At 36.6% G+C, this 19,958-nt stretch carries 20 protein-coding genes and 1 pseudogene; 13 read left to right on the top strand and 8 right to left on the bottom strand.

Going from position 1 to position 19,958, the window contains the following annotated elements; translation table 11 throughout:
• Positions 1-44: 44 nt before the first annotated feature.
• Positions 45-3,206, top strand: a complete 3,162-nt coding sequence (locus MKX62_RS19125) for an ATP-binding cassette domain-containing protein (protein ID WP_340742106.1) — start codon at positions 45-47, stop codon at positions 3,204-3,206.
• 408 nt (positions 3,207-3,614) lie between these two features.
• The gene (locus MKX62_RS19130) at positions 3,615-4,346 is read left to right on the top strand and encodes a hypothetical protein (protein ID WP_340742107.1); all 732 of its coding nucleotides are present in this window, start codon (positions 3,615-3,617) and stop codon (positions 4,344-4,346) included.
• Positions 4,347-4,521: 175 nt separating this feature from the next.
• Here MKX62_RS19130 and MKX62_RS19135 read toward each other — a convergent pair whose 3' ends face one another.
• Positions 4,522-5,358 carry an alpha/beta fold hydrolase gene (locus MKX62_RS19135; protein ID WP_340742108.1) on the bottom strand — a complete coding sequence of 279 codons (837 nt, stop codon included), beginning with the start codon at positions 5,356-5,358 and terminating at the stop codon, positions 4,522-4,524.
• A 6-nt stretch (positions 5,359-5,364) separates the two neighbouring features.
• Positions 5,365-5,508, bottom strand: a complete 144-nt coding sequence (locus tag MKX62_RS19140) for a hypothetical protein (protein ID WP_340742109.1) — start codon at positions 5,506-5,508, stop codon at positions 5,365-5,367.
• 412 nt (positions 5,509-5,920) lie between these two features.
• On the opposite strand from MKX62_RS19140, the gene MKX62_RS19145 reads away from it, so the two are divergent.
• From MKX62_RS19145 to MKX62_RS19155, 3 genes are all read left to right on the top strand, one after another.
• Positions 5,921-6,418 (top strand): GNAT family N-acetyltransferase, encoded by a 498-nt coding sequence (locus MKX62_RS19145; RefSeq protein ID WP_340742110.1) that lies wholly within the window; start codon positions 5,921-5,923, stop codon positions 6,416-6,418.
• A gap of 53 nt (positions 6,419-6,471) precedes the next feature.
• Positions 6,472-7,821, top strand: coding sequence for a 3-phosphoshikimate 1-carboxyvinyltransferase (gene aroA / locus MKX62_RS19150; RefSeq protein ID WP_340742111.1), 1,350 nt, complete (start codon positions 6,472-6,474; stop codon positions 7,819-7,821).
• 110 nt (positions 7,822-7,931) lie between these two features.
• Entirely contained in the window at positions 7,932-8,423 is a 492-nt protein-coding gene (locus MKX62_RS19155; RefSeq protein ID WP_187044825.1) for a VOC family protein, read from the top strand.
• Positions 8,424-8,537: 114 nt separating this feature from the next.
• Here MKX62_RS19155 and MKX62_RS19160 read toward each other — a convergent pair.
• Positions 8,538-8,717, bottom strand: a pseudogene (locus tag MKX62_RS19160) (cysteine hydrolase); the annotation flags it as partial.
• Positions 8,718-8,759: 42 nt separating this feature from the next.
• Here MKX62_RS19160 and MKX62_RS19165 point away from each other — a divergent pair.
• From MKX62_RS19165 to MKX62_RS19175, 3 genes are read left to right on the top strand one after another with little or no spacing between them, the layout of a single operon-like run.
• Positions 8,760-9,812, top strand: a complete 1,053-nt coding sequence (locus tag MKX62_RS19165; protein WP_340742112.1) for a DUF1835 domain-containing protein — start codon at positions 8,760-8,762, stop codon at positions 9,810-9,812.
• Complete coding sequence (locus MKX62_RS19170; RefSeq protein WP_340742113.1) at positions 9,802-10,794, top strand: zinc-dependent alcohol dehydrogenase family protein; 993 nt, start codon at positions 9,802-9,804, stop codon at positions 10,792-10,794. Before MKX62_RS19165 ends, MKX62_RS19170 begins: the two co-directional genes overlap by 11 nt.
• 55 nt (positions 10,795-10,849) lie before the next feature.
• A complete protein-coding gene (locus MKX62_RS19175) occupies positions 10,850-10,978 on the top strand; it encodes a hypothetical protein (protein ID WP_340742114.1) in 129 nt (42 codons plus the stop codon).
• A 420-nt stretch (positions 10,979-11,398) separates the two neighbouring features.
• On the opposite strand, the gene MKX62_RS19180 is transcribed toward MKX62_RS19175, so the two are convergent.
• Positions 11,399-12,247 carry an Rgg/GadR/MutR family transcriptional regulator gene (locus tag MKX62_RS19180; protein WP_338652350.1) on the bottom strand — a complete coding sequence of 283 codons (849 nt, stop codon included), beginning with the start codon at positions 12,245-12,247 and terminating at the stop codon, positions 11,399-11,401.
• 192 nt (positions 12,248-12,439) lie between these two features.
• Here MKX62_RS19180 and MKX62_RS19185 point away from each other — a divergent pair, with 192 nt between their 5' ends.
• Positions 12,440-12,805: a hypothetical protein gene (locus MKX62_RS19185; RefSeq protein ID WP_340742115.1), complete on the top strand. Its 366-nt coding sequence runs from the start codon at positions 12,440-12,442 to the stop codon at positions 12,803-12,805.
• On the opposite strand, the gene istB (MKX62_RS19190) is transcribed toward MKX62_RS19185, so the two are convergent.
• Together istB (MKX62_RS19190) and istA (MKX62_RS19195) are read right to left on the bottom strand one after the other, a co-directional pair.
• Positions 12,723-13,496: an IS21-like element helper ATPase IstB gene (istB, locus tag MKX62_RS19190; protein WP_340741390.1), complete on the bottom strand. Its 774-nt coding sequence runs from the start codon at positions 13,494-13,496 to the stop codon at positions 12,723-12,725. The genes MKX62_RS19185 and istB (MKX62_RS19190) overlap by 83 nt on opposite strands.
• 3 nt (positions 13,497-13,499) lie before the next feature.
• On the bottom strand, positions 13,500-14,750 hold the full coding sequence (gene istA, locus MKX62_RS19195) for an IS21 family transposase (RefSeq protein ID WP_422397631.1): 1,251 nt from the start codon (positions 14,748-14,750) through the stop codon (positions 13,500-13,502).
• 108 nt (positions 14,751-14,858) lie between these two features.
• Here istA (MKX62_RS19195) and MKX62_RS19200 point away from each other — a divergent pair, with 108 nt between their 5' ends.
• The 4 genes from MKX62_RS19200 (at position 14,859) to MKX62_RS19215 (ending at position 17,171) form a co-directional block, all read left to right on the top strand.
• Positions 14,859-15,068: a hypothetical protein gene (locus MKX62_RS19200; protein WP_340742116.1), complete on the top strand. Its 210-nt coding sequence runs from the start codon at positions 14,859-14,861 to the stop codon at positions 15,066-15,068.
• Between the two features lie 68 nt (positions 15,069-15,136).
• On the top strand, positions 15,137-15,820 hold the full coding sequence (locus tag MKX62_RS19205; RefSeq protein ID WP_067209245.1) for a YiiX/YebB-like N1pC/P60 family cysteine hydrolase: 684 nt from the start codon (positions 15,137-15,139) through the stop codon (positions 15,818-15,820).
• Between the two features lie 54 nt (positions 15,821-15,874).
• Entirely contained in the window at positions 15,875-16,861 is a 987-nt protein-coding gene (locus MKX62_RS19210; RefSeq protein ID WP_340742117.1) for a hypothetical protein, read from the top strand.
• A 43-nt stretch (positions 16,862-16,904) separates the two neighbouring features.
• Positions 16,905-17,171, top strand: a complete 267-nt coding sequence (locus MKX62_RS19215) for a hypothetical protein (protein ID WP_067209249.1) — start codon at positions 16,905-16,907, stop codon at positions 17,169-17,171.
• A 319-nt stretch (positions 17,172-17,490) separates the two neighbouring features.
• Here the strand turns inward: MKX62_RS19215 and istB (MKX62_RS19220) are convergent, their stop codons facing one another.
• Positions 17,491-18,237, bottom strand: coding sequence for an IS21-like element helper ATPase IstB (gene istB, locus MKX62_RS19220; protein WP_340742118.1), 747 nt, complete (start codon positions 18,235-18,237; stop codon positions 17,491-17,493).
• Entirely contained in the window at positions 18,234-19,781 is a 1,548-nt protein-coding gene (istA, locus tag MKX62_RS19225) for an IS21 family transposase (protein ID WP_340742587.1), read from the bottom strand. Before istA (MKX62_RS19225) ends, istB (MKX62_RS19220) begins: the two co-directional genes overlap by 4 nt.
• Positions 19,782-19,958: the final 177 nt, after the last annotated feature.

The raw sequence follows: 19,958 nt of genomic DNA on the forward strand, positions 1-19,958 counted from the left end.
CAAACGTGGCAAGACTAAATTTAGAGAATGGAGAGGACAATACTGTGAAAATAAATCAATTAATTGCGAACAATATTAACAACTTAGATGCAACACTACCAGTAGATAAATCGTTAGGAATTGCTGGTTTGTCTGGATCTGGTAAAACAACTTTTTGTCAAACAATTGGTGAAGAATCCAAGAAGCGTCTCGTTTCCTTATTGCCAAAGTCTGAATATCAGTATTTATTTCCCCGTATTATGGAAACCAATTTCAGTGCCATCAAGATGGAAGAAATGCCTTTAGTCCTTTTTCTCGGAAAATCAGCGATTTCTTCCAATCCACGTTCTACAATAGGTACACATACAGGCGTATTTAAAGACATTCGTGTTACCCTTGCTGAAAAATTTGAACTGTCTCCAGAAGTTTTTTCATTTAATAATGAGCTAGGCTGGTGTCCAGGTTGTAAAGGTCGCGGAACTACTAAAAATGTCGAATGTAAAAAGTGTGAGGGCAGGCGCTATAATCCTGAAGTTGAGCAATATAAGATAGATTTATTGGAGCAACCACAGAGCATTTCTGATATCAACAACTTAAGCATTGAATCAATTCTTTCTCTCGGAGAAGAATTACATATTAGTGAAGCGAAACAACATATTCTTAAAAATATTATCAATATGAATATTGGTTACTTAACTTTAAATCGCATTATGGGTACATTGTCAGGTGGAGAATTAACACGACTTTACTTGGCAGAATTCATGGCAACAAGTGAAAATACGGTAATTATAATTGATGAAATATCCGTGGGTCTTGATCACCAAACACTATTGAAAATTTTAGCAGAGATTAAGCAATTGGGGTATAAGAATCAAATTTGGCTCATTGACCATTCTGACACGGTGCTCGATACAACGGATCAGCAATTGTTCTTTGGGCCTGGTAGTGGTAAATATGGCGGGAAAATTGTTGAAGAATCCCCACGTCCAAAACCAATCTCTTCGGAACGAAATCAGTCAATGCCGACGGAGTGCTTCCAGTTTCATGATCTTTACTGTCGTAATATTCAAATGGCTGAAATTCAGATTCCCCAAAATAGACTTATAACTTTTACGGGTGAGTCTGGATGTGGTAAATCTACACTTGTCAATGAGTGTATGGCCAAAGATTTTCTGAAGCGATATCCAAAAGATAAATTGGTAATGGTGGGGCAAAATCGCAACCAATCGATTACCAGTCGGTCAACAGTTGCGACTTTTCTTGATATTAAAAGGAAACTCAAAAAATATAGTGAAGAAATTGATGATATTTTTCAGCGCTCGATTGAAGACATTATTGATGAACTGCCGAATGAAGACATCGCTTATAAACGCCTAAGCCTATTAATTAAACTTGGACTTGGTTATTTGACGTTGGAAAGAAAAACACAGTCTTTATCGAATGGTGAATTTCAATGTGTCCATTTAGTTTCTGAGCTGTTTGCCAACTCGAGAAACCCCCATACGCTTTTTATTTTCGACGAGCCTTCAAAAGGGTTATCACAAAATATTTTAAATCAATTCATTGATAGTATTAGGGTCATTCTGCAGGATGAATCTGTCTCAATAATTATGATTGAACATAACTCTTATATGATGGAAAGCTCTGATTTTATCGTTGATTTTGGTAAAAGACAGCTTGCACCTGTTCAACACCTTGATATTGTGAGTCATTATGATTATTATCGTCAACAAAACAGGACGGATAGAGTTACTCCGTTGCAAATTTCTTCAACCATCCATCAACAAAATGGCGTAAACTACTTAAAAGAAAATCAAATTGCCTATTTTAAAAATGCAGAAAACGTCTATAAGGGCGGTATCTTAAAAAGCTTATCATCAATGGCACGGTTGATTTATGGTGAATACGAATCCGAAACAATTGCACCCGTCATCGCCATTGATCTGGAACGACATTTGTATAGTCAATATAGTTTTCTCTATGAAATGGGTGGATTGATCAACCATATTGTAGCAGCTCATCCGACCAATAAAAATACGCAGAGCTTCGATTTCTATAATCAAGACAATCATTGTCCAAGTTGCTCGGGCCGCCGAGTGATTGAAAAGTTTGATATAGATGTTGTGATTCAAGACAAAAACGCTCCGTTCTGGGATGGCCTATTGCATCCAGATGTGATGGAGGTATTAAAACATTATCAATATTCAAGATTGGAATTCATTTTTGATGAAATTAAGAATGAACTCGGTCACGATATGAGTAAAAGTTATAATGAAATGACAAAAGAAGAAAAGCATACCTTTTTATATGGGTATTTAGAAAAGTCGTTTTATGATAAAGCAGCTAAGGCGCAGAGAACATGGCAAGGCTTCAATAGTATAATTGGGATGTATATGTTTATTTCAAAATCGATTATTAAAGAGCATATGAAAGCATCCAAAGAGATAATTTCATGTCCAATTTGCGAAGGGTCTGTGTTAAACCATCAAAATCAACTCAAGTTTGGAGATACGGATATTCGTGAGATTATAAGCCAGCCGATTGATCAAGCATTGAAAACGGTAGGAGCGTTACCTGAACTGATAAAATTGAAATCTATTGTCGGCGGAGATATGACTTTGACTGAAGATGTCTCTTTACTGCCTAGGGAAACACAAGTCGCGCTGAAAGTATTTGAATTGGAAATGGCAAGCTTTGCTGGTTATGAAGTGGTGTTACAAAATGCCTTACCATTCTGGGATAAAATTAGCAGCAATATCGAATCCATCAGCACGAATAACCAGGTTACGATCTGCGATTTTGATAAGATCACTGAGACCAGAGAAACGATCATTGATAAGTATTTCACCAATGGAAAATATAAAAAGCTTGTCTATGTCTATGAAGCCTTTGGATATAAAAAAATTGTAACCCAAATTAATAAAATTAAAAAAAGTCATCCATGTCCATTCTGTAAAGGAAAGAAAGTCATTACAGAAGATAATCTCCATGATGGCGTATATAAATTAACGATCCCATGTGTGAGTTGTAATGAAAGTGGCATCACTGAAGGAGGACTTCAGGAAGTTGTCGAAGGTATAGCAGTTGAAACATGGCTTACTGGTAAAGTAAGTGATGTTGTTGAGAAAAACCTATATACTGAGGCCGTTGCAGATATTCCAATCTTCAATCGTATAAGTGAGTTAAATAAACGTGATTTGATGGCGGTTTATCAATGCTTGGCTTAAAAGAATATTAAAAGTTTCAATCTAGATAGATGAAAGAACTTCATTAAAGCCCAATTTCTCTATTTTAATTTCCAGAGAAATTGGGCTTTTTAATTTAGAATTTCCTTAACGTTGAAAATCCATATTTTACTGCCAGAACCTCTAAAAATATAATTAAAGGTTACTTTATATTATTCTGAATAGTGTATATATTAACGATAAACGAAACCTCGCTAGTGCATATAAAAATACAACGCTCGCTACTAGTTTGTTCTCCACTTATAAAACACTCCCGTATAAAGTATTACTGACATCTACTAAGGAGGAGGGATAGCTTGAAATGAGGAAGAAACATCACAACCGATAATAATATTGATATATGTACTAGCGAGGTGTATAATTATTAAAAATATTAGGAGTTGTCTAATTATGAAGTTACCTTCGTTTCAGCAAGCTGTTGGATTTAGTGTTGGTGATGCCCTATCCTTGTTCTTGTTAAGAACTATTCTTGAACGAGAAAATTATTCAAAAGCACTCTATGAACACTTCAACTTGGATTTCCCAGGACGTTCCGTTTCCTATGAATATGTCGCACGTACTACCAACGCTTTAGAAAATAATGGTTTTCTTTTTTCCCGAACAGAAGGCCGCAAAAAGGTCTTTCAAATTACTGAAAAAGGAAAAGCTCGTCTTCTGGAATACGAAACTATTTATGCACTTCGCTTTAGTGAAGTTTCGATTGTTATAGATAGGTTCTATTACTTTTTAACTAAAAATGGATCGCTACCACAAGCCTCGATTGAGCCACTACACGAAGACTTTAGATTATTTATATCAAAATTGCTATCTGTAAAGGATGTTGTACGATTTATGGCTCTGCGACTTAGCTTAAATCGTCAATCTTTTCATATGGCCGAAGTTCAGGAGCAATTGAATAGTTTGTTTGGTTGGTCTCCATCTAATGGCTATTTGTACAATATAGCGCGTGAAATGGAAGAAACAAATTTATTGGTTGGTTTCTGGCCAGATGAAAGAAGAACTATTCGTAAATTATATAAAACGGATGAAAGTGAACAATTCTACATAATCGTATCAGCTTCATTGACTGAACGAATCATCCAAGTTCGTAGATACTTACATTACGTTTTAAAAATGGTATGAATTACGATTACATTTACATTCAGCCATAAAAAATAATCCATCCTTGAGGTAACGGCTCAAAATGGATGGATTATATAATCCCGATGTCGATTTACTTATAAGGAAGAGACTTTTTCATTGCTCGGTCGGAATTCGCTTTCCGACCGGGCTTTTTTATTTTATTAAAACGTGTAAACTATTTGACTTGTCTTGCAATCATACTCGCAAATTTCTCCGGTTCCTCTGTAAATGGTAGGTGGTTACTTTCATCGAATGTGATTAGCTGAGCATTGGGTATTGCATTAGCAATTTGCACGGAAAATACACGCGGACATTGGGCATCATGCAACCCGCAATAGACGGTTGTCGGTATCGAAATGGCTGAAAGCTGATCCGTTAAGTCGTAGTTCGGAAGCTCCGTGTATGAATAATAATCAAGTCTCTGAGGAACGGTACTCCCACTATTCGGTTTATTGAAATACTGCTCATAGTTTTCCGGTCGGTAGAGGGACATTTCGGTCCATTCACGGCTTAATGGGCTCTTTTCTTCAGCGGGTATTGTTGGATTATTGATGGTCCTAATAATTTCCCCTATACGTTCGTTATTCAGATTCTTTTCACAATAAATACTGCCAGGATGGTGCATGTACTCCTTCGAGGCAGCAGCTCCGCCAATGACCATTTTAGTGAGGGAATCCGGCGCCTGGATGGCATAGACGAGTCCTAGCATTCCGCCCGTTGAATGGCCTGCAAATGCCCATTTTTCAAATTTAAGGGCAGTCCGTATCGCTTCCAAATCCTTAATCGATTCCTTCATACTCAAATCATCTTTATTTACAGATCCAACCGAGTTACCCGCTCCTCGCAAATTGACGAGATAAACGGTGTAATGTTCTGTGAATGGATTGGCAAACGCGTTACCTTTCTCATTGTAGGCACTATATAAGTGCGTTACACAAATCGGTTCACCTTCACCCCTTACAAAAAACTCAAACGAACCTCTTGTTGTTTCAATGAATTGCGGTGTCCACATATGCTCTTACCTCCTGATTTTCTCTTGTTTTTGCCGCTCTTTAATATTATTGGCTTCTATTTCACCTTGTTCGGACAGTTTCCGAATTCTTTCTTGACCAAAGATAAATGGTGATTCCGCATGTCTAATCATAAAAAATGCCGTTTCCATATAGTCCTCCTCAACTTTCGTGATTCTTTTGACGTATTCATAAATCCGATTTATAACTTCAAAACTAATTCTATTATAAGGTAAGTAAAGATGAATGACATATGCGAATTATTAGAGTTATAAATCACTAAGCGCTAATACTACTAATTTTCTCTTCTAAATCTGGTCCTACCTTATTTTTGTTGAGTAAATTGGGTGATACTTTAATAATAGTAGAGCGAAAAGTTTGATAATGTAGTACAGTAGTTTCTATAGAACTAACAGAAAATACAATTAACGGAATATGGCGAACGACTTTTATTTTTTATCAACATACTTTTGAAGAGATGGGAGAGTTATAACATTGGAATTAAAAGAGTTGATAGAAAAAGACCTTAAATTTAACTACAAAATTTATTAAAGAGGTGGAATTATGACAATTAGACGTTTAAACCCATTGGATGCTGAAGCTTATCTCGGTATACGATTAGAAGGTTTAAAAAATACACCCGAAGCATTTGGCTCAAGTTATGAAGAGGAAAAAGACCATCCTGTTGAAAAATATAAACGTAAGTTTCAATCGAACAACTCGTTTACTTTAGGTGCTTTTGAAGACACTCAACTAGTTGGAATTGTTACATTGGTTAAAGAAAAATTGCTTAAACTCCAACATAAGGCAACTATTATAGCTATGTACGTTTCTCCTGAAAAACGCGGGTTGGGTATCGGAAAGTCTCTAATGGTAGAAGTAATAAATGTGGCAAACGATATGGAAGGTGTAGAGCAGATCTATTTAACTGTGGTGACAACAAATGAGCCTGCTAGAAATCTATATGCTTCATTAGGCTTTCATGTCTTTGGCACAGAGAAAAGGGCATTAAAAGTTGACGACACTTATTTTAATCAAGAGCATATGGTTTTATTTTTATGATAAATTACTAGTAAGATATATAGGGAAATTCAATCTCGGGAAGGGTGTTTAATTTGAGTAATGTAGATTTGAAAGCACGGTCGCCGTGGTCAATCTTAAATCAAGTTCAAAGTGTAAGTCTATCTCCACCTGAAGTGCAATCCATTAACGGTGAAATAAGCATACCAGGGAGTAAAAGTCTCACGAATCGAGCATTAATACTGGCTGCTTTAGCTAACGGAACTTCAACATTATCCGGAATCTTAAAAAGTGATGATTCATATTGGTGTATCGATGCACTCAATAGCCTTGGCATCAAGACCGAACTAGAAAGGGATACGATTACCGTTCATGGCAATAATGCAGTTTGGCCAAATGAAAATGCAGACTTATACATTGGGGCTGCAGGCACGATTGCTCGTTTTCTTCCTGGTGCATTAGCAGTTGCGAAAAACGGAAAGTGGGTTATTGAGGCAAGTAACAGTATGAGTGAACGGCCAGTAAAACCTTTAATAGACGCACTTACCGAAATGGGAGCAAAGATCGACTATCTGGATAAAGACGGTTATTTCCCTCTCCGTATAACAGCCAGTGAACTCACGGGAGGTTCAGTTAGTATTTCTGGAAAAGTTTCAAGTCAATTTATAAGTGGCGTGCTACTGGCAAGTCCGTATGCAAAAAAAGCTGTAACTGTAATGATCCCTGATCACATTGTTCAGCCAGACTACGTCGAAATAACATTAAATCTAATGGAGAAATTCGGAGTAAAAACACAATTTACTGAAGATCTTAGGGAAATTGTTATTCCTCAATCAGAATACAAGAGCTGTGATCTCGAGTTAGAAGCAGATGCTTCAACTGCAAGTTATTTTTTAGCCTTAGCAGCTATTACGAATGGTCGCATTAAGATCACCAATCTTTCTCCCGAAAACAGTCAACCTGATATTAATATGATTAATGTCTATGAAAAAATGGGGTGCACTGTTACTAGAGGAGAAGGCTTTATTGAGTTAGTTGGAACACCTAAGTTGAAGGGCGGGTTTGAGATTAGCATGCTCGATATGTCAGATCAGACGTTGACACTAGCCGCAATCGCTCCATTTGCAACGGGTCCGATTACAATCAGAGATGTTGAACATATTCGCTATCATGAATCAGATCGAATAAGTGCTATTTGTACAGAATTACAAAAGTTGGGCATTAAAGTCGAAGAGTATAAAGACGGGTTAACCGTTTACCCAGGAACACCACATGCTGCAACATTGGATTCCTATGACGATCATCGAGTGGCAATGTCATTAGCATTGATTGGCGCAAAGGTTCCAGGGGTGGTCATTAATGATCCAGGGTGTGTGTCAAAGACTTGTCCAACTTTTTTTGACTTACTGCAGCAATTAGGTGTGAATGTTGAGTATTCAAATTGATTGGTTGAATAAGGGCTTTTGATCAAGAGAGTATTCATGCAATCGAGAAAAGCATTGCTACGAACAGGGAATTAACCAGTTGAAAACAAATAGGAGATAATGAAAATAATATGATTAAAGGATTATACGAAGCCCATTTACCCGTAAGTGACCTAGAACGCTCAATTAAATTTTATGAAAGTTTAGGATTAGAATTTGACCATAGAATAGAGGCTCGAGTAGCATTCCTTTGGATAGAAAAAGACAAAAGTTGGTTAGGTTTATGGCAAACAGACAAAGTAAATCTCGACTATCACCCATCAATCCGACATATTGCTTTCCATGTAGAACTAGAAGATTTACGGAATTCGCGAAAATGGCTTGCAGAAAGAAACATCGAGGCTAGAAAAGCGTTTGGTTTTGAACCAATCGAACCATTCGTTATGCCTAATGAGGGCTATGGTCATGCCAAAATACATTTTAATGATCCAGATGGAAACAGTTTAGAATTTATCTGTAAAGTGGAGAAAAACGACCCTAACTTAACTAGTAATATGTATTTGAGTGATTGGGAGAAAGCTAATTTCACTCCTAAAGGGGTAGCGTTAGCAAATCCGAAATAATAATCCGGATTTCTTAGTGTTGTCAGCAAGAAATTAAGCTTTATTTACTTCATAAAAGCATCAGATTCTTGTTGAATAGAACCCGCATATTTTAGTATAGCTTTTAGTTAAATTCTACCTATATGAGTTATGGATTGGACGAAATAAGTCTTCATCTACATTTCTGTCAACTGAAAAGTGTTCGACATTGTAATGTACTAGTATGATTTGCTCCGCATTTAAAACCTTATTGTCCGTTGTTGAATGCCCACCGCCAACTAATGTTATATCTAAACAGCCCATAACGACAACATGTTAATTTAGTTGAGATCATAAATGATAAAGGAGTGGACATTATTGGACAATACCAACCAGCTCAAACAGGCGATAACCAAATTAAGCGATATAGACGCCAAGTCGTTGCTTTTTCAACTGTTTTTACAAGCTGAAACGAATGAGCCGGGACAATTTGTCAAAAAATTACGCGAAATAAAACAATCGCTAATGATTGTACAACCAGCTGGTCATCCACAAACAGTACATATTGTTTTTGGTGATTCGACAGCTGGTAGCTTACAAGTTGCATTTCATGGCACTGCTTATGAAGAAACTGAAGAGGTCCTTGTATTACCTGATATTTTATCGGTTGGTCCTGTGAAAGGCTTGCATACAAAAGAAGGGATTCAAGCGCGCTTTCAGTGGTTGAAAGATCGATACCAAGATGCAATCAATGAGCGGGATGCATATATGCATGGGATGACAGAAGCCATTGATAGAATCAAAGCAATTCCATCCTATCAAGATATTGTGATCTGGACAGGCAATAACGCCCATGAACAATCTGGATTACGTATTGTCCTTGCATTGCTGAAAGACAAATGGAATACCGTTTCTATCCTCAATACCTTTACTGCTTTCCATGAGCTCTATACATATCCTGCGCTAGCAGAAGAGAACTATCCGCAAACGTCAAATGGGCAGGATTTATTATTATTTTACGAGCAATTCGACATGCGGCCTGTACCGCCGGAAAAGCGAGAAGCCTTATGCAAGGAAGGCTGGAACATGTTGCTTGAAGAAGGCCATAGTATGCTGTCCAATGAACCATATCTTATTCGTACATGGGGGGACAATGAGCTCTGGCATAATACGAATATAGATTGTGATGATGACTTCATCATTACTTGTGCCGAAAGGATGCATGCGGAAGAGGAAACGTCCGATTTTCTCAAAGCCGCGCGTATTATTGGTGAAGTATGTGGCCATATGGAGCAATACAGGGGGATTGAATGGATTGAGTACCGACTTCGTTGTTTAATCGAGCAGGGGACCTTTGAGTATGAAGGGGACTTGAAGGCGATGCGGTTATATCAAGTTAAGTTAAAGATGGTTGATTCATTTGTTGGCTAAATGCATAACATTTCACGAATTTGGAAATCCAGAAGAGGTTTTAAAATTCGAGGACAAAAACATTCAACCTCCTTTGAAAGGCGAGTTCCTTGTGAGAATGAAGATACGCCCTATCAATCCTTCTGATTTAATTCCTATTAAGGGTGCGTATTCACATCGTATTTCTTTGCCAGGCATTCCTGGTTACGAAGGTGTTGGTATTGTAGAAGAGGTAGGACCTGGGGTTTCCCAACAATTTATAGGCAGGCGTGTTCTGCCATTGCGAGGGGAAGGGACATGGCAGGAATATGTTAGAACAGCAGCAGATTTGGCCGTACCTTTACCAAATACAATAGACGATTTTACAGCTGCGCAATTATATATCAATCCCTTAACCGCATGGATCATATGTACAGAGGAACTAAAGTTAAAACAGGGGGATACTTTACTCGTCAATGCTTGCGGTTCTGCGATTGGGCGCATATATGCTCAGTTATCCAAAATTATAGGTTTTCGACTGATTGCTGTCACAAGAAATAATGCCTATACAGAGGAGTTACTTCAACTGGGAGCTGACCATGTCATAAACACTTCAGAAACTTCATTACATCTCATAGTTATGGAGCTTACAAATGGCTATGGTGCAACGGCTGCCATCGATTCGATTGGCGGAATTGAAGGTACGGAGTTAGCATTTTGTGTTAAATCCAATGGGGTATCAGTTACGATTGGTCTTTTGTCAGGAGAACCTATAGACTGGGCAGCCATTTCGAATAAGTCAAAGGTACATATTATATTATTCCATCTACGACATTGGAATCAACGGGTTTCAGTACAGACATGGCATGAAACATTTAACCACATAATCGAATTGATACAGAACAAAAGGTTAAGACTGATGAAACCGGAATTTCAATTTGATCTACTGGATGTACAGGAAGCCATTCGTATCGCGGAATCCTCGAAAAGTAATAGAGGGAAGGTCTTTTTAACGAGTATTTAAGTTGGAAGACGTCTAAAGAACGTATATATGGTGTAATTGAATAGGTAGCTCAAGGGTGGTCGGCACACTCCCCGAAAAGAGGATCCTTCCTCAACATGCATACGAAAAAACGCTAGCAGCAAAAATTGCAGAATTGACCGTGATTGAACTGGATGAAGTATTAAGAATTATTGGAACATCATAATTAATACCTACTCATTCAATTCAAGTAAAAAGGTAGCACCTCCGTCATTCTAAAGACGGAGGTGCTACCTTTTTTCGCCCCTAAATATACTCCCCAAAACCTTCCGATTTCCACGAATGAATTGCATGACGTTCCTTCTCGAAGACCTTTTCCAAGTAAATCATTGTCGTTTCAATCTTCTCGTGTCCAAGGGATCGCATGATGTCGTAATTAACATGAATTTAATGTATGCCCAAAAAAGCCCTGAGTCCTTGGTATGTATAGGTTTCAAGGTTTTTTTATCATATCCGATTCACTTTGAAAGTGCGATTAACGCAATGCATTAACTGTTATATTCCTAGAAGTACCAGAAGCTGAAGATGCAACTTGAAAAACCATCTTACCAGTTTATCTATCATTCGGATTTTTATACCAATCTAATCATTTATAGTAAGCATATTCTTTTTCGACATTAACCAAAAAATCCAAGTCATCGTAAATTTTTAGAAGCAGTCGGGCTTGCTGGATACAAGTGGTTGCGTTGGTTCTTCCTAACTTATTATTGCAAATGGAAATTCTAGCAAAACAAACCGCAAGTGATTGGTATGACATCGATTTTTTATGCTTTTGAATAATTATAGTTAACATTTCTAACGCTTTTAAAAAGTCTCCCTCTTTAATAAGTAATAATGTGAGATTAATTTTAAATGAAATTATTAATTTTTGTGAATTCTGAAATCCATCATAAAGTTCAAGTCTTTCAATAATACGAGAAGAAATTGCAATTGCAGTATCATTTGGAAAGAAATATAAAATTGTATTAATTAGAAGAATATCACTTAAATACCATTGATTAAGTTTTGAAAGCCTATTCCAAACTGGTTCAACAATTATACGAACGATATTAATATCATTCTTAATATTAAGGGATATTAGTGCTTCACATATAAGTTTAATATCCAGTAATAAAATGTTTTGGTGTTTTTTTAAAGCATTATTAATTTCTATTTTTATCTTTTCCAATGCAGTTACATCATTATAGGGTAATGAAAAGAAGTTATTGATTATTTGCTGAACCTGTCCATGTTTGAAATCATTATTAATAAATCTTACTTCTTCCAAAGTCATATCTAATCTATCCAGAAAATTTATATAGGCAATAGAATGAACATCTGATAGTTCAGCTTCAAACTTAGAATATGATGACTGGGAGAGGATGTCTTTAGCAACATACTTTTGTGTATACCCTTTATTTATCCTTATTTTTTTTATTGTATTTCCATTCAGCAAACTATTTCACCTCAACAATATTCTTTTTTGAATATTATGTAGCTATTTAATATTCTTACTTTACTATAGATTCAGGGGGTGCACAATGGAATTTATACTAGTTTTGTTAGATATATGGATTATTGGAGGTGGTTAAAAGAATTGACCGGTAAACCAAAATAAATTAAATTTAGAAAGCAGGGTGCAAATTTCATGCGTAAAAAAATAATTTCTTTATTCGTAATACTTATTGTATCTCTTAATTTGGTATCCCAAAGTGCATATGCTAATAGCGATGGAGAAATATTAACACCTATTAGCAGTGAAGAAACATTAACACCTAGTGCTGTTATTAATCCTGGTTCTGCTGCGGTTGGCGTCACGTTAAAAACAAATCAATTTGTTGCTGTATCGGATAGTATAAAGATTATTGACGGAACAGGAAATGTTGTCAATACCGGGTTAAAATTCCCCAAAAACGCCGGACTAAAATTCCTCACTTCATTGATTCTGATACTGAAGGCAGAGGGAACACCCCAGCCTTCTTTTTCTCCTCCATGCGATATGAATCGCCTTTAATACTAAAAGTTACAGAGTGATGCAAGAGACGATCTAAAATCGCTGTTGCTAACACATCGTCTCCAAATATTTTTCCCCATTCTAAGTAAGATTTGTTTGAAGTAATGATCATAGCCCCTTTCTCATATCGCTTGGAAACGATTTGAAAAAACACATTGGCTGTGACTTCATCGAAGTCAAAGTATCCAATCTCATCCAAAATAATAAGATCCGGTTTACATAAACGTTTCATTAAATAAGAGAGAGTACCTTTTTGAGAAGCTTTTTGACATTGCTCGCCTAATTCATCTGCCGTCATAAATAAGACTTGGTAGCCTTTGGCTAACGCTTCTAATCCAAATCCGATGGCTAGATGTGTCTTTCCCACCCCAGGTGGGCCAAGGATGATTCGATTCTCTCCATTTGCGATAAAGCGACAGGTACAGGTTTCTTTGACACGTTGCTCACTAATACTAGGCTGAAAGCTAAAATCGAATTCATGAATCGTTTTCGTATAAGGAAACTTCGCCTTTCGTATTCGTTTTGCCAATGCCTCTGATTCTCGATTTTCCCATTCCTGTTTCACCAGGGTGTCAAGAAAGTCAAAATATGATAAAGTATTGGCAGAAGCACTTTCAACCAGTTCATCTAGTTGTTGTGCTGTCTGTTGCCATCCGAGCGTTTGTAAGCGCTCTTCGAGTAATGAATGCATGAGTTATTCTCCTTCCTCGAGCGCAGCGTATATAGCTAACGATCGACTTTCAACAGTCGGTATTGGAGTAGGAGAATCTGGGGTCGCCAAACCATCTAGATTCGTTTCCTGCTCTTTTTTTGTTCCAGGTAATCCCTGATAATGCTCAGATTTCATCGTCATTTGATGTCTTCCGTCTAGTAGCGGATGCACGGCTATGCGCTCATACTCATCGTATAGTTCAAGCATTCCTTCATTAGTTTCATGTAATTTAACTTGCTGTCCGGCGTACCGATACGGTACGGAATACTTATTCTGCTGATAGGAAATAAAACAATCCTTACTCACTTCCCGGAGTTCCCATTGTCTTACTTGATACAGCGGTTTTGTATTCCATGTAATTAAGAGAGCACGCTCTTCCTCAAACCGATCACATGGACGTTGTTGCGTAGTTTGATTGCGCTTTTTGTGAACCACCTCATCCAACCATTTACGTACTTCTGAATTCAAATCTTCTAGATTTTCAGGAAGGCGACGCTTAAGGAAATTTGATTTTAAATAAGCTACAGCCCTCTCTACTTTTCCTTTCGTTTGTGCCCGATAGGGCTTACATGCTTTCGGAACTACACCATAATAGGATAGAAAATCCTCGAACTTTTTGTTAAACCGAATCTGGCTGACACTATGTTTCGTGACAACCGTTCGCATATTGTCGTAAAGAAGCTGCTGGGGAATGCCATTGAAATAGCTAAAGGCATTCATATGACATTTCATCAGCGTCTCCTGCGTCATATCCGTTGTAAACTCAATGTAACGTTTACGGGAATAACTCAGGATAATAATAAAGGCGTACAATGGACGTTTCAGACCATCTACATAAAACTCTCCGACATTCTCTGCCCAATCTACTTGCGCCTGCCGTCCAGGAATCGTTTCAAACCTAACGGTTGCTTGTTTCTTAGGTGCCTCCCGGTAGGGCTGGACAAATTCTCGAAGAATAGTACTTTTTCCTTCGTAGCCTTTCGCTCGAATTTCTTCCATTAAGACTGCACAATTCGTGGTACCTTCCTTTATTCGTTCCAGTAAATATGGTTTGTATGAATCCAGCTTACTTCCTCTTTTTATTCTTTTTTTTGATTGAGGGGTTGTTGCGGCCTCTAAATATTTCCGGATAGTTTTTCGATCAAATCCTGTTTCCCTTGCGATTGCACTAATCGTCCAACCTTTCTGTTTCAATTCTCTTATCATAAAAAAATCCTCCAACAATAAGGTCATTCCTACACTTCCAATCTATCTCTATCTGAAATAGATTATCTGTGAAAACTGGGGAATTTTAAACCGTTATTATTGAGGATTTTAACACCGATATTCACAAATGTGTACATGCAAGCAGAAAATGGAGCTGTTACAGTAGGTATTTATTACGTTTATGCTGGTGGTCCTGATAAATTACTTAAAGAATATGTAGTTCTACCAGGAAAAACTTTAAATACTACCATAAAAGACATGGTACCAGCAACTTATGTAATTAAAGTATATAGAGGAAACCCGGATATCACTAATACTTCGGCTTTTGGTTATCTTGCAGACTAATAATGAAAATAAAATTTACTCGCTTGATTTAGTGAGTACTGAATATGCCAAAAAGGGGAATGGAAAATATGTATAAAAAGAAAATCATGTTATCTCTAGCATTAGCAGTATCTTTTTTAGCAACGAATCAACAAAATAATGTCAAAGCAGAAGAAGTCAATGACCAAAATATTGAATTTAAGAGCACAATACCTGAGGGTTACTATGATGAAGTTTTGGAAGGACAAAAAGATACCGCTGAATACATTAAAAATATGCAGTTAGAAAATCAAAAACTAACTAACTCCGATGTAGAAACTTTTGCTGTACCTATACCAGATGGCTCTATGGGGAATACAGGCGATATTCTTTATACTCCAAGTGGATTTAGTTCTACATCCCTACCTGTAGGAGGCCACGCAGCAATTGTTGTTGATCGTTATTCAACAATAGAAGCTATGGGATTAAGGCAGGATACTGATGGGGTGAGATATTGGACGAATAACTTTAAAGAGCGATATAAAGATGCTCGGGCTTATACAGTAATTGGCGCAACTGCAAGTCAAAAGCAAAGTGCAGTTAACAATGCTAAATACGAACTTTATGATCCTTATAACTATTCATTCTATGAAAAAACTAGAACAGATGCTTTCTATTGCTCACAATTAGTATGGAGAGCTTGGTATGACCTAGGAGTCGAACTAGATTATAATGGAGGAACTGCAGTCTGGCCTATCGACTTAACTAAAGGCAGTAAAGTGAAAGCAATTTAAATAAGTGAAAAAGAAAGCAGAATTTGCTTTCTTTTTTTAATAGGGGAATGTGAAATGAAAAAATCTATCTTAATTACTGTAATCCTTTCTCTGCTATTTATGCTGGGGTGTAATCAGAAACAAAAAGAAGACTTTGTACTATTGGAAAGTAATTTAACAGATGAAGACAGTAAGTTGTTGTTCTTAGATTCTAATCTCAAGGAAATAGAAACAAAAGTGATTAAAAGTAATGGGTTAACGTCATTGATCAATGATGAAGAAAAATTGTTATCAATAAGCCCTTATAAATCTGAGTATATTACAGTTAGTAAAGATGAAATAGATATAACTGACTCTAAACTCCCTCACCCCTTATTTATGATTCCGTTTAATAATGAAAAAATGTTTGTCTATAATTATGATAAAGAAAATGATATGAATTATTATACTTATAAGATGGAAGGGCGAAAAGGTTCAGAGCCATTCAGACTAAAAGGAATTCCTTTTTCAATAACTTCTGATAAAAAATCATTATTTATTTACAGTAGAGATTTTACAGAACCTATTGAAAATCAATTTACATTAAGTGTTGTCGATACTATAGACAATAGCATAGTCAAAGAATTAGTAATAGATGGACCTTTGGTTTCGTCCGATTTGTCTGTTCATGACAATCAGTTATATATATCCCTGGTAGACATGGATAATGGTGATAGTTATATATATACATTGAACCTTGAAAACTGGCAGTTGGAAATAAAAAAATTAAAAGAAAAAAATATTCTTGGAGTATATATACAGAAAAATAACGTTTATGCTATATATTCTAACTCTGGGAAGTCATTATTAATTAAATATAATAATGATTTTAGTAAATTACTAGAAAGTACGGAAATAGGGTATACTATTGAAAAACCGAAGTTTAGTAAAGATATGATGTATTTTATTTCAAATAAAGATGATAATTCTACTTTTTTTTCTTTTGATTTAAAAAAATTAAAAATCAATAATGTCACGGAAATCCCTAGTTCAATTATAGATTATGTTATTCTAAGTCAATAAAAGAGATACTAGAAGATTAAGTAAATAGAGAGGTTGATTACAAATGAAAAGGAAATTTAGTATTTATTCATTATTACTAATTATTATTGGTATTTTCATGTCGATTATGTCGTTCCCTCCATTGAATATAACTTTTCTTGGATGGACTGGTATCTTTATTGGATTTAGTATTTACCTACTTGGAATCGTACTAGGTTTTATAGCTATATATATAAAAGAAAAGGGTTTCTTGAAGTACATATCTGTAATCTCTATCTTATTCGGAATTGTATTTGTGACATTTATATTTGCTATTGTTGGTCAAGTATAAAAACAAAGAACTTTGACGGTAATTATTACTTGTTTACATTATTTATCGATGTTCTCTTAGGTTACGGGGCTAAAAAGGGAGAGGACAATAAGTAATTTGATTTTAAAACAATCTGGAGGATTGTTGGACAAATGTTTTTTAAAAAAGGGTGGCTGCGGTTACTCTTTTTTTATTTCGCCAGTGGAAAAAATAACGGGAAGTGTCAACGATACATTCTTAAAGTTGAGTAATAAAGATGAATCTTTGTGGTAGAAATTGAAGGGTGTAACCGTCAAGGTCAAAACGACAGTTTCTGCTCGTTTGAAATGAACACTTTTGCTTAAAATATATGCTGCCTATTTTTCATTCGATAGCTATCACTATTCATGTGAATCACTTCGACACGATGTAACAGCCGATCTAGAATGGCTGTCATAATCCCTTGATCCCCCATTAACTCCGTCCATTGTTCTGGGCTCTTATTCGACGTTAGAATAATCGAACTTCGTTCGTATAGATAATTGATGAGCTGGAAGAATAGATTTGCCTCACGCTGATCCATTGCCATGTACATTAAATCATCAATAATCACTAAATCAGATGTTTGAAGTCGTTTCATTTGAACCTGCGATTTATACGCAAATTCTTGGGTTTTCAGAAGCTGAATTAATTCTCCCATTGTCACAAAGTACACTTGGAACCCTTTATGAATAGCCTCTAAGCCTAACCCTATCGCTAGAAATGTTTTGCCAACACCAGGTGGGCCTAATAAGATTAAGTTGTATTGCTGCTCTAACCAGCTGAACTCTTGTAACTGTGTCAGTTGACGAGATGTAAGAGCTGTTTGCTCCTCTACTTGAAATTCTTGTAACGTTTTAATGTAGGGGAAGCGCGCCCATTTAATACGACGTCCTATACTTTTTTCCTCGCGTTTGCCTAGCTCAAATGATGTGATAGCTTCCAAAAATTCTAAGTAAGTCCATGATTCTTTTTCAGCTTCGCGAAGGAGCTGCGGGAGCTCCTCTGCCGTTTCTGAAAGCCGTAGCTGACGAAAATGATTCTGTAAGTCTTTCACCGTTTTATTCATGAGACAATCCCTCCTAGAATTCGTGTATACGTTTCTAAGGGGCGTGTTTCTACTTGAATATTCGTTGGAGTCATCGAAACATTCTGTTGCTCATGGAGTAGGGCTGATTCCTCTAGATTCGATTGCTTCAAGTAACGCACTACGTCTCTAAAGTCATTCGCACTATATAATTTTTCACGCATACACTTTTGAAGTGCTGAATCAATCCATTCGGGTTCTTCTTTAATCACCTTTTGTAGAATTATTAATTGATCTCTACGATAACGCACGTATTTCATACAAATTTCGTCCACATACATCAATGCGTCTTCTTGTTCTTCAAAATATGAAATGACGGTTTTCTTTAACTCTTCAATTCCTTTAGAACGGTCTCGGGTATGATTACGATTTTGAATAAGCTTTCCTTTTTCGCTACTAATTTGATGTTCGGCCAGCACTTCACCGTTTGACTGCTTACGAATAACCAACGTATCTTGTTGCTCACCTTGTATGTCTAAAACAACCTGATTCTCTGGTGATACTCCATAAGTTCCTAATGGAACTGAGTAACGGTTGGACGCAAAGCGAATCGTATTGTCCTTGCCTACATTTCTTGTTATAATACATGCATGTGTACTTTCATTTGAAAGTAGTGAAGAGACTGGTTCTAAGTGTTGCTTTTCGACGAGAAACACTTCGACTGGGCTCTTTTTTGTTGTGTTATGCACATTTTTATTTCCTGTGCGTTCCAACCACTGGAGCGCACGTTCATTCCAGTCCTCAATATCTTTAAAAACACGGCTGTCTGCGAAATTTCCCTTTATGTATTTCACTACATTTTCAATCATTCCTTTTGATTCAGGATCGGCTTTTCGACATAAATGAACACGGAACTTTTGATCTTTTACATACGCTTGGAATTCTGCTGTTAACACGATATCCCCAGCGTTTTCGCTGACTGATAGTAAGTGATCTTGGTCATACACAATTTCTTCCGTACGACCACCAAAAAAGCGAAAGGCATTTTCATGACAACGAATGGCATCCTTCGTAGTGAAAGGTCGGTCTTGCCACTCCATGTACTTATACCGCGAATGTGCTAAAACAAAGGCAATGAAGTATAATTTCACTTCTTTTTTCGTCGTCGTTTTCTGTCTTGTTTCTCCCCAATCCACCTGTATCTGTTTGCCCATCGGCTGTTCAGGAACGGCCTCATATTGCCTAACAATCGCTTTTTTCTCAATTTGATAAATCTCACGGATCTCTTTTACATAGGTACGAACTGTGCTTTCTCCGATTACCAAATCAGGATAGCGCTCGATTAACCAATCTTGAATTTGTGCTGCACTTAAATGTGGGTATTCTTCTAGCCATGCGACAACCCAATCCTTGTAGGGATCCAATTTCTTAGGTTTCTTCAAAGGATTCCCCAAATATTCTTGTGCTTCCTCAAATGACATATTCAAATACTTATAAACAGTTCCACGCGTTACTTTCAAATGTTTTGCAATCTGTGCAATCTTCATTTTCCGTTTGTATAGTTGCTGAATCTCGATGTATAACACTAACTTTTCCTCCAAGTCCTTACCTCCAGTAAACTAATAATCCTAGCTTACTAGATGGCATGATTGTTGGCGAAAGTGTTCAAGTGTAAACGATAAACTAAAGTGAGCAGTTTTCCACAAATAAGATTGAGCAGTTTCCCTCTAAATAATTCACTTCCTTTATACTAAACGTGTAAA

Source organism: Sporosarcina sp. FSL K6-5500, from assembly GCF_038005665.1.
Taxonomy (GTDB): Bacteria; Bacillota; Bacilli; order Bacillales_A; family Planococcaceae; genus Sporosarcina; species Sporosarcina psychrophila.